A 10547-nucleotide genomic window follows, 5' to 3' on the forward strand; every position below is an offset into this window, starting at 1 on the left:
TGCGGGCCACGGCGAAGCTCGACGTCCTGCCCGGAGCCGGGGTCCGCGTAGTCCAGCGGCGCCTTTCAGGGTGGAGCACTGGAAGCCGGGGACACCGCAGTCGCGCCAGCTCAGCTTCTGGCCGTAGTACGGGCGCAGGGCGTCCGGGACCGCGGTGGGCTCGGCCGAGGCCGCTGCCCCGGGCCCCCCGGTGGTGCACCCGGAGACCAGCAGCCCGGCGGCTGCGATCACGGTTCCGGCGGTACGCAGCAGGCGCCTGGTGTCCATGCGGCGAGCCTACGTGCTGCCGGCCGCCCCCGTCGGGCGCGCCGGAGCCCGGCCGGGAGTCCGTGCGGCCGCCCCGACCCGGCGCCTTCCGGGCACCGGCCGGGCATGCGGCGCGTACCGGGCCCCCGCGGCGCTCCGCGCGGGACCGCTCGTACGGGTGAAGCGGGGCGCGTACCGGGGCGCGCGGGCAGTCAGCCCGCGCGGAGCGCCATCGTCATGGCCTCCACCGCAAGCAGCGGCGCCACGTTCCGGTCGAGGGCCTGCCGGCAGGCGATGACCGCCTCGATGCGGCGCAGCGTGCGCTCGGGGCGCGAGGCGCGGGCGATCCGGTCGAGGTCCGGCCGTATGTCCTCGTTGGCGATGGCCACCGCGGAGCCGAGCTGGAGGGCCAGCACGTCCCGGTAGAAGCCGGTGAGGTCGGTCAGGGCGAGGTCGAGGCTGTCGCGCTGCGTCCTGGTGCGGCGGCGCTTCTGGCGGTCCTCCAGCTCCTTCATCACCCCGGCGGTGCCGCGCGGCAGCCGGCCGCCCGCGCCCGCTCCGGCGCCGAGCGCGGCCCTCAGCTCCTCGGTCTCCTTGGTGTCGACCTCCTCCGCGACCTGCTTGGCGTCCTCGGCGGCGGCGTCGACCAGCTCCTGCGCGGCCTTGAGGCAGCCGCCCACGTCGTCCACCCGCAGGGGGAGCTTGAGGACGGCGGCGCGGCGGGCCCGGGCGGCCTCGTCGGTGGCGAGCCTGCGGGCCCGGTCGATGTGGCCCTGCGTCGCGCGGGCGGCGGCCGCCGCGGCAGCCGGCTCCACGCCGTCCCGGCGGACCAGGACGTCGGCCACCGCCGCCACGGACGGGGTCGTCAGGGTCAGGTGCCGGCAGCGGGAGCGGATCGTGGGCAGCACGTCCTCCAGGGAGGGCGCGCACAGCAGCCACACCGTCCGCGGAGCGGGCTCCTCCACGGCCTTGAGGAGAACGTTGCCCGCGCCCTCGGTGAGCCGGTCGGCGTCTTCCAGGACGATGACCTGCCAGCGCCCGACGGCCGGCGACAGCTGGGCCCGGCGAACCAGGTCCCGGGTCTCCTTCACACCGATGGACAGCAGGTCGGTTCGCACGATCTCCACGTCGGCGTGGGTCCCGGCCATGGTGGTGTGGCAGCCGTCGCAGAAGCCGCAGCCCGGTTCACCGCCGAGGGCGCGGTCCGGGCTGACGCACTGCAGGGCCGCCGCGAAGGCGCGGGCGGCGGTGGCCCGGCCGGAGCCGGGCGGGCCGGTGAACAGCCAGGCGTGCGTCATCTTGGACGCGGGCGGCGGCGGGGCGCCCTGCCCGGCGGCCGTGACGAGGGCGTCGGCGTCGCGGGCCGCGGCGGCCAGCTGTGCCTGCACACGGTCCTGACCCACCAGGTCTTCCCACACGGGCATGCCGCCCACCGCCTTTCACTCTCCGTCGACACTGCCTGCTCACATTGTGGCGCCCGCCACCGACATCCCCCGCCCGCGGTCACTTCCCGCGGACCGGGGCGCGCCGTCAGCGGCGGCGGCGCGGCCTGCCCCGCCCGTCGGCGTCGTCCTGGCCGTCCTCGTCGTCCCGGCGCGGGCCCAGCAGCTCGTCCGCCAGGGTCGGCAGGTCGTCCATCGGGGTCGCCTCGGCCCAGTCGGACGGGGCCCGCCGCGGCCGGCCGTCGTCACCGACGACGGGGAGCTCACGGGTCACGTCGTTCCCCGAGTCCCGGAAGATGCCCGGCGGCACCCGGTCGGCGGGGGCCTCCTGCGAGTGGGGCTCCGTCGGCCGCTCCGCCGGACGGGTCCGCCCGGACGCGGCCTGCCGGGCCTCGTCCCCCGCGGGACCCTCCGGGCGCACGGGCGGCAGTACGGCCGTCTCGTCCACGGGACGCGGGGCGCGCGGGTCGATCTTGGGCACCGGAACGGTCTGGGTCACGTCGTCGGGCTGCACGAACCGGCGGACCACCGGCGTCTCGACCGTGACGGCGTCGTCCGGCAGCGGCTCCTTGCGCATGTCGACCCTCGGCGCGGACTGCCCGGCGGACGCCGCCGGGGCCTGCGCGGCCGCCGCACGGGCCTCAGCCTCCGCCCGGGCCTGCGCCTCCGCCCGGGCCCGCGCTAGGGCCTCGGCACGGGCGTCGGCCGCAGCACGTGCCTCGGCGGCCGCCTGCGCCTCGGCCGCGGCCTGGGCCTGTGCGGCGCGGGTCGCCCGCTCGGCGGCCGCGGCGGCCGCGGAGGCCTCGGCCAGCCGGCGCGCCTCCTCCGCCCGCAGCAGGGCCTCCTCGGCGCGCCGCTGCTTCTCCAGGCGCCGCTCCTCGGCCTCGGCACGCAGCCGGGCCTCCTCCGCCTCCTGGAGCCGGATCCGCTCCCGCTCGGCGGCGCGGGCCTTCTCCTCCGCCTCGGCACGCAGCCGCTCGGCCTCGGCCCGGGCCCGGGCCTCCTCCTCGGCCCTCAGCCGCTCCTCCTCGGCACGGCGGGCCGCCTCGGCCTCGGCGCGCAGCCGGGCCTCCTCGGCCTCCCGGGCCAGGCGTGCCTCCTCCTCGGCCTTCAGCCGGGCTTCCTCGGCCTTGCGCGCGGCCTCCTCCTCGGCCCTGCGCCGGGCCTCCTCCTCCGCGAGCCGGCGGGCCTCCAGCTGCGCCGCCACCTCGGCCTCGGAGAGCGGGAGCATCCGGTCCAGGCGATGGAGCACGACCGTGGTCACCGAGCCCGGATCCTGCCCGGCGTCGACCACGAGGTAGCGCCCGGGGTCGGCGGCGGCCAGCGTCAGGAACCCGGCCCGCACCCGCTGGTGGAACTCGGTCGGCTCGGACTCCAGCCGGTCCGGCGCCTCCGTGAACCGCTCCCGGGCGGTCTCCGGGGACACGTCGAGCAGCACGGTCAGGTTCGGCACGAGACCGCCGGTGGCCCAGCGGGAGATACGGGCGATCTCGGTCGGGGACAGGTCGCGCCCGGCACCCTGGTAGGCCACCGAGGAGTCGATGTAGCGGTCGGTGATGACCACCGCGCCCCGCTCCAGGGCGGGCCGGACCAGCGAGTCCACGTGCTCCGCGCGGTCGGCGGCGTACAGCAGGGCCTCGGCCCGGTTGGACAGCCCGGCGGAGGAGATGTCCAGCAGGATCGAGCGGAGCCGCTTGCCGACCGGGGTGGCGCCCGGCTCGCGGGTCACGACGACCTCGTGGCCCTTGCCGCGTATCCATTCGGCCAGCGCCTGCACCTGGGTGGACTTCCCGGCCCCGTCGCCGCCCTCCAGGGCGATGAAGAACCCGGTCGTGGGCGGGGCCTGTACGGGCTCCCCGCCGCGCAGCGCCTCGCGCAGGTCGCGGCGCAGCGGGACCCCGCGCCGGTCGTCGGCCCTGACCAGGACCACCACCGCGACGGGCAGCAGCAGCACGCCGGCCAGCATCAGCGCGTAGCCGGCGCCGCCGTGCCAGAGGCCGGACTGCCCGCCGACGCGGTGCGGGCCGATCGCCGCGGCCACCAGCGGGGCGGCGACCGCGCCGAGGGCGACCGCGACCCGGACAACGGCCTGCAGGTGCTCGGTGACCCGGACCCGGCGGAACTCCTCGGTCTCCTGGTCGAGCAGGGTGTGCCCGGTGTTGGCCGCGACGCCCGCGGCGGTGCCCGCGAGCAGCGCCAGGAACAGCACGGTCGCCGTGTCGGAGACCAGCCCGGTCAGCAGCAGCGCCAGCCCGGCCACGGCGACGGCCAGGGCGAGCAGCCGGCGCCGGGACAGCGCGGGCAGCACCTTGCCGGCCTGTGCGGCGCGGATCCCCAGCGCGGTACCGCCGACGAGGGCGAGCACCAGCAGGGCGTACGCGGACGGGCCGCCGCCGAGGTCGAAGGCGTGCAGCACGGACACGGACGCGGCGAAGGCGATCGCCCCCGCGACGGCGGCGCAGGCCGCCACGAGCAGCCGGATCGCGCCCGTACGGCCCTTCTCGGGCCGGTCGCCCGCCCGCGGGGCCCGCAGGCCCTCCAGCGGGGAACGCGGCCTCGGGGTCTTCACGGCGGGCAGCGTCAGCGGCACCAGCAGCGAGAGGGACGCGGCGAACAGGCCGGCGGCCACGTACGAGCCCAGCGCCGCCTGGTTCGCGGCGAACCAGTCCACGCCCAGGGCCAGCGCCCGCCCCGTCAGGGTCGCGGCGAGCAGCGCGGCGGCCGCCACGGGCATCGCCGCGAAGGCGGTGCGCAGCGAGAGCCGCCGCAGCGCGTCGAGGTGGTCGGGCAGGGGCCGTACGGTCGCCCCCTCCGGCGGCGGCGCGGGCAGCAGCGCGGGCGCGGCACTCTCCTTGGCCAGCGTCCACACCCGCTCGGCACCGCCGGAGACGAACACGGTGCCCAGCAGCGCGATCGTCGCGTGCGCGGGGATCCAGTCGAGCCACAGCGGGGCGACGACGAACAGCCCGATCCGCAGCCCGTCGGCACCGACCATCGTCCAACGGCGGTCGAGCTTGCCTCCGGGAGCGGTGAGCTGGGCCAGCGGGCCGAGCAGGACCGCGCCGAACAGGACGGTGGCGAGGAAGCGCACGGCGAAGACGGCGGCGACGGCGAAGGCCGCGCCCCGGTAGCCGCCGCCGAACAGACCCTCGGGGCCGGCGGTGACGGCCGCCTGGAGGGTCAGCAGCACCAGCACCAGCAGGGCGAGGGCGTCCCCGATGCCGCTCACCAGCTGCGCGCTCCACAGCCGGCGCAGCCCGGGTGTGCGCAGCAGGGCGCGCACCGCTCGCTCGCGGGAGTCCGCGGCCAGGGCTTCGTCGTAGGTGGGGTTCTCGGAGTCGGTCACGACCGTCGGCTGCTCGGCTCGCGTCATCCGCCCAGCCTATCCGCTGCGCTTGGCCGTTGCGGGGGCCTGTGGACGACGCCGGGTGTGACCCGCCACCCACCTTCCGGAGCTCCGCCCCGGGGCCCGCCTCCCCCCTGCTCCGCGGCTGCACCGGGGGCGGGGCGGCCGCTGCGCGGGGCAAGGTCCCCTACCCGCCCTCCCACCGTTCCCCGGGCTCCGCCCGGACCCGTTCCGGGCGCTGCGCGCCCGGTGCGCTCAAACGCCGCGCGGGCTGGAAGTTGCCGCGCAGCGGCAAAATCCAGCCCCGCCTGCGTTTGAGGCGGGTCTGGGGCGGAGCCCCAGGGAACGGGCGAAGGGCGGGGCGGGGAGCAGCACCGCGCAGCGGCACCCCCGCCCCACCCCCAGAGGCTTCGGCTACTCGTCCGTCGGCGCAGCCGCCGCGGCCTTCTTCGCGGCCGCCGTCGTCGTCTTCTTCGCCGCGGTCGTCTTCTTGGCGGCAGCCGTCGTCTTCTTGGCCGCCGCCGTCTTCGTGGCGGCCGCCTTCTTCGCCGGGGCCTTCTTGGCGGGGGCCTTCTTCGCCGGAGCCTTCTTCGCGGTCTTCTTCGCCGGCCCCTTGGCCCGCTTCTCCGCGAGCAGCTCGTAGCCCCGCTCCGGCGTGATCGTCTCGACGTCGTCGTCCCGCCGCAGCGTCGCGTTCGTCTCGCCGTCCGTCACGTACGGGCCGAAGCGGCCGTCCTTGACCACCACCGGCTTCTCGCTCACCGGGTCGGTGCCCAGCTCCTTCAGCGGCGGCTTGGCCGCGGCCCGGCCCCGCTGCTTGGGCTGCGAGTAGATCGCCAGGGCCTCGTCCAGGGTGATCGAGAACAGCTGGTCCTCGGTCTCCAGGGAGCGCGAGTCCGTGCCCTTCTTCAGGTACGGGCCGTAGCGGCCGTTCTGGGCCGTGATCTCCACGCCCTCCGCGTCCGTGCCGACGACGCGCGGCAGCGACATCAGCTTCAGGGCGTCGTCGAGGGTGACGGTGTCCAGGGACATCGACTTGAAGAGGGAGGCCGTCCGCGGCTTGACCGCGTTCTTGCCGGTCTTCGGCGTGCCCTCGGGCAGGATCTCCGTCACGTACGGCCCGTAGCGGCCGTCCTTGGCGACGATCTGGTTGCCGCTCACCGGGTCGGCGCCCAGCTCGAACTCGCCGCTCGGCTTCGCGAAGAGCTCCTGCGCGTACTCGACCGTCAGCTCGTCCGGAGCAAGGTCGTCCGGGACGTCGGCCCGCTGGTGGCCCTCCGCGTCCTTCTCGCCGCGCTCCACGTACGGCCCGTAGCGGCCGACGCGCAGCACGATTCCGTCGCCGACCGGGAAGGAGGAGATCTCCCGGGCGTCGATCGCGCCGAGGTCCGTGACCAGCTCCTTCAGGCCGCCGAGGTGGTCGCCGTCGGCCGGTACGACCTCGGAGGCGTCCTCCGAGCCGAAGTAGAAGCGCTTCAGCCACGGCACGGACTGGGCCTCGCCCCGCGCGATGCGGTCGAGGTCGTCCTCCATCTTGGCGGTGAAGTCGTAGTCGACGAGCCGGCCGAAGTGCGTCTCCAGCAGGTTCACCACGGCGAACGACAGGAAGGACGGGACGAGGGCCGTGCCCTTCTTGAAGACGTAGCCGCGGTCGAGGATCGTGCCGATGATCGACGCGTACGTCGACGGGCGGCCGATCTCCCGCTCTTCCAGCTCCTTGACCAGCGAGGCCTCGGTGTAGCGGGCCGGCGGCTTGGTGGAGTGGCCGTCGGCGGTGATCTCCTCGGCCGTCAGCGCGTCGCCCTCGGCGACCTGCGGCAGCCGCCGCTCGCGGTCGTCGAGCTCGGCGTTCGGGTCGTCCGCGCCCTCGACGTACGCCTTCATGAAGCCGTGGAAGGTGATGGTCTTGCCGGAGGCGCTGAACTCGGCGTCCCGGCCGTCCGACGCCCGTCCGCCGATCTTCACGGTCACCGAGTTGCCGGTCGCGTCCTTCATCTGGGAGGCGACGGTCCGCTTCCAGATGAGCTCGTACAGGCGGAACTGGTCGCCGGTCAGGCCCGTCTCGGCGGGGGTGCGGAAACGATCACCCGAAGGCCGGATCGCCTCGTGCGCCTCCTGCGCGTTCTTGACCTTGCCCGCGTAGACGCGCGGCTTCTCCGGCAGGTAGTCGGCCCCGTAGAGCTGGGTGACCTGGGCCCGCGCCGCCGACACCGCGGTGTCGGAGAGCGTGGTGGAGTCCGTACGCATGTAGGTGATGAAGCCGTTCTCGTACAGCTTCTGCGCCACCTGCATCGTCGCCTTCGCACCGAAGCCCAGCTTGCGCGAGGCCTCCTGCTGGAGCGTCGTCGTGCGGAAGGGGGCGTACGGGGAGCGGCGGTACGGCTTGGACTCGACCGAGCGGACGGCGAACGAGGTCTCGGCCAGCGCGGCGGCCAGCGCCCGGGCGTTCGCCTCGTCGAGGTGCAGCACCTCGCTCTTGAGCTGCCCGTTCGCGCCGAAGTCGCGGCCCTGGGCGACGCGCTTGCCGTCCACCGTGTTCAGGCGGGCGACCAGGGTCGACGGGTCGGAGGCGTCACCGGCGCGGCCGGTGCCGAAGGTGCCGGTCAGGTCCCAGTACTCGGCGGAGCGGAAGGCGATCCGCTCGCGCTCGCGCTCGACGACGAGGCGGGTGGCGACGGACTGGACGCGGCCGGCGGACAGCCGCGGCATGACCTTCTTCCAGAGGACCGGCGAGACCTCGTAGCCGTAGAGGCGGTCGAGGATGCGGCGGGTCTCCTGGGCGTCGACCATGCGCTGGTTGAGCTCGCGCGGGTTGGCGACGGCGTCGCGGATCGCGTCCTTGGTGATCTCGTGGAAGACCATCCGGTGGACGGGGACCTTGGGCTTGAGGACTTCCTGGAGGTGCCACGCGATGGCTTCGCCCTCGCGGTCCTCATCGGTGGCGAGGAAGAGTTCGTCGGACTCGGCGAGCAGGTCCTTGAGCTTCCTGACCTGCGCCTTCTTGTCCGCATTGACCACGTAGATCGGGGCGAAGTCGTGCTCGACGTCCACGCCGAGGCGGCGGACCTCGCCGGTGTACTTGTCGGGGACCTCGGCGGCCCCGTTCGGGAGGTCGCGGATGTGCCCGACGCTCGCCTCGACGACGTATCCCGGGCCGAGGTAGCCCTTGATCGTCTTCGCCTTGGCAGGGGACTCGACGATGACGAGTCGGCGGCCGCCCTTTGCGGTCTCGCTAGTCGGGGACAACTTGGCTCTTCTCTCCGGTCGGCACGGTCGGCACTCGGTCGCGGTACGACGACGCTGCGGAGTGTGACGGTACAACCCGCCCCCGTGTCAAACGGCACAAGCCCGCAACGGCCACTCGAACGGTAACCCGACAAGTGCCATTTCTGCCGCCCGGATGCCGCGCCGGGCCCCTCCCGGTCACCGGCCAGGGTGGCCCGGGGGCCGTCTGGCCCCGCACCCGCACCGGTCGCGACGTCGGGTTTCGCACCTGGGGCGGACCGCCGCCGGGGGCCGCTTCAGATGTGCTGGAGGCACCAGACGCCGAGGGCCAGCGAGCCCGCGCCGGCCAGTACGGCCAGCGGTACGGCCACGACGGGGCGCACGCCTTCAGCCACCGGCGCGCGATGCCAGGCGCGCGCCCCCGTCCAGACCAGCAGAGCGGTCCCGAACAGCAGGAACACGGCTGCCGCGAAGATCGCCGGACCGCGTTCCATGCCGTTCCCCTTTCCCCCGGGCCGCTCGGGGGACCCCCCGGATCCCCCGCTGAACGGGAGCCTGCCACCCGCGGGGATACGGCAGGCGAACCCCGGGTTACATCACGGCGCCGACCGCCGCCGGCTACTGGGCGGGGCCCTGCACGGGCTCCAGGAACCCCTGCTCGACCAGCATCCGGATCGCCTCCGGGGTCCGGTCCCGCAGGACGACCGGGTCCTCCTCCACCAGCTGCGCGATCGCGTCCAGGATCCGGCCCGCGCTGAGTGAGCCGTCACACACGCCGGCGAATCCGGCGCCGACGGTGTCCACCTTGGTGGCGCGGCGCATCCCCCGGTTCTGCCGGAGCACCACGTGCTCGGGGTCCTCCGCGCCCGGCGCGCCGACCTGCTCCTGCACGACCTCCGCGGTCAGCTGGAAGTACCCCGCCAGCAGGGCCGCGTCGTCGTGGTCGCGCAGGTAGTCCTGGCGGGCGAAGTGCGCGAGGACCGCTTCGCCGAGCGGCTGCTCCACCGAGTGCGGCCACTCCTCGACCACGATCGAGGGCTCGGCCGCGTCCGTACGGCGCAGGGTGATCCAGCCGAAGCCGACGGCCTTGGTCTTGCGGGCCTCGAACTCGTCGAGCCAGTCCTCGTACCTGGCCGCGTACTCGGCCGGATCCGTGCGGTGGTCGCCCGCGTCGCGCAGCCACAGCTCCGCGTACTGCGTCACGTCCTGCACGTCACGCTGCACGATCCAGGCGTCGCAGCCGCGCGGCACCCAGGAGCGGACCCGGTCGCGCCAGTCCTCCCCCTCCACGTGCTGCCAGTTCCCGAGGAACTGCGCGTACCCGCCGGGGTTGAGGTGGTCCCCCGCCTGCTGGACCAGGGTCCGGCACAGGTCGTCACCGCCCATGCCGCCGTCCCGGTACGTGAGCCGCGCGCCGGGCGAGATCACGAAGGGCGGGTTCGAGACGATCAGGTCGTACGTGGCGTCGCCCACCGGCTCGAACAGCGAGCCCGCGAGCAGTTCGGCCTCCGGCGCCCCGGAGAGGGCCAGCGTCAGACGGGTGAATTCCAGGGCGCGCGGGTTGACGTCGGTGGCCGTGACCCGGGTGGCGTGCTGGGCGGCGTGCAGCGCCTGGATGCCGGAGCCGGTACCGAGGTCGAGGGCCGAGCCGACGGCGATGGGCACGGTGATCCCGGCCAGGGTGGTGGAGGCGCCGCCGACGCCGAGCACGACGCCCTCCTCGCGGCTGCCGATCCCCCCGGCCCCGCCGACGGCGCAGCCGAGGTCGGAGACGATGAACCAGTCCTCGCCGTCGGGGCCGCCGTACGGGCGCACGTCGACGGTCGCGTGCACCTCGTCGCCCTCCCGGCGCAGCCAGCCGTCGGCGATGGCGCCCTCGACGGGCATCACGGCGGCGGCGTGCACGTACGGCTCCGGCTGCTGGAGCAGGAACAGCCGGATCAGGCTCGCGAGCCCCCCGTCGTTCGCTCCGCGGGTCGCGCGCAGGGCGGGGACCGTCTCGCTGCGGGCCAGCGCCGCGTAGGCGGGGGCGCCGAGCAGGTCGAGCAGTCCGTCGGCGGTGAACCCCGCGGCGAGGAACGCCTCGCGGAGCTCGGCGGCGTGGTCGGGCTTGGGAAGGCTGGTGGTACTCACCCGACCATTGTGGCCGCTGGGGTCGGCATTCCGTACGAGCCCCGGCGCTGCAGGACCCCGCGCCGGAACGCCGGAACCCGCGGGGCCCGAGCTCCCGGTCCCGGTGCGCCGGGCCCGGGCACGCCGCGGGCGGCCGGGATCCGATCGGATCCCGG

General features: G+C 75.1%; 5 protein-coding genes and 1 pseudogene. All 6 read right to left on the reverse strand.

Features of this window, described 5'->3' with window-relative positions:
- Positions 1-267 (reverse strand): annotated as a pseudogene (locus SSNG_RS42980) (alpha/beta hydrolase); the annotation flags it as partial.
- Between the two features lie 191 nt (positions 268-458).
- Positions 459-1670 carry a DNA polymerase III subunit delta' gene (locus SSNG_RS16205; protein WP_007264934.1) on the reverse strand — a complete coding sequence of 404 codons (1212 nt, stop codon included), beginning with the start codon at positions 1668-1670 and terminating at the stop codon, positions 459-461.
- 106 nt (positions 1671-1776) lie between these two features.
- Positions 1777-5061 carry a dTMP kinase gene (gene tmk, locus SSNG_RS16210; protein ID WP_007264935.1) on the reverse strand — a complete coding sequence of 1095 codons (3285 nt, stop codon included), beginning with the start codon at positions 5059-5061 and terminating at the stop codon, positions 1777-1779.
- Positions 5062-5448: 387 nt separating this feature from the next.
- Positions 5449-8280: a type I DNA topoisomerase gene (gene topA, locus SSNG_RS16215; protein ID WP_007264936.1), complete on the reverse strand. Its 2832-nt coding sequence runs from the start codon at positions 8278-8280 to the stop codon at positions 5449-5451.
- 275 nt (positions 8281-8555) lie between these two features.
- A complete protein-coding gene (locus tag SSNG_RS16220) occupies positions 8556-8753 on the reverse strand; it encodes a hypothetical protein (RefSeq protein WP_007264937.1) in 198 nt (65 codons plus the stop codon).
- Positions 8754-8877: 124 nt separating this feature from the next.
- Positions 8878-10392, reverse strand: a complete 1515-nt coding sequence (locus SSNG_RS16225) for a methyltransferase (RefSeq protein WP_007264938.1) — start codon at positions 10390-10392, stop codon at positions 8878-8880.
- Positions 10393-10547: the final 155 nt, after the last annotated feature.

This window comes from Streptomyces sp. C, assembly GCF_000158895.1.
In the GTDB taxonomy this organism is placed as follows: domain Bacteria; phylum Actinomycetota; class Actinomycetes; order Streptomycetales; family Streptomycetaceae; genus Streptomyces; species Streptomyces racemochromogenes.

Coding starts and splice junctions, on each gene's coding strand:
- SSNG_RS16220 (WP_007264937.1), bottom strand. CDS start 8,753: ATGGAACGCGGTCCGGCGATCTTCGCGGCAGCCGTGTTCCTGCTGTTC.
- SSNG_RS16205 (WP_007264934.1), bottom strand. CDS start 1,670: ATGCCCGTGTGGGAAGACCTGGTGGGTCAGGACCGTGTGCAGGCACAG.
- tmk (WP_007264935.1), bottom strand. CDS start 5,061: ATGACGCGAGCCGAGCAGCCGACGGTCGTGACCGACTCCGAGAACCCC.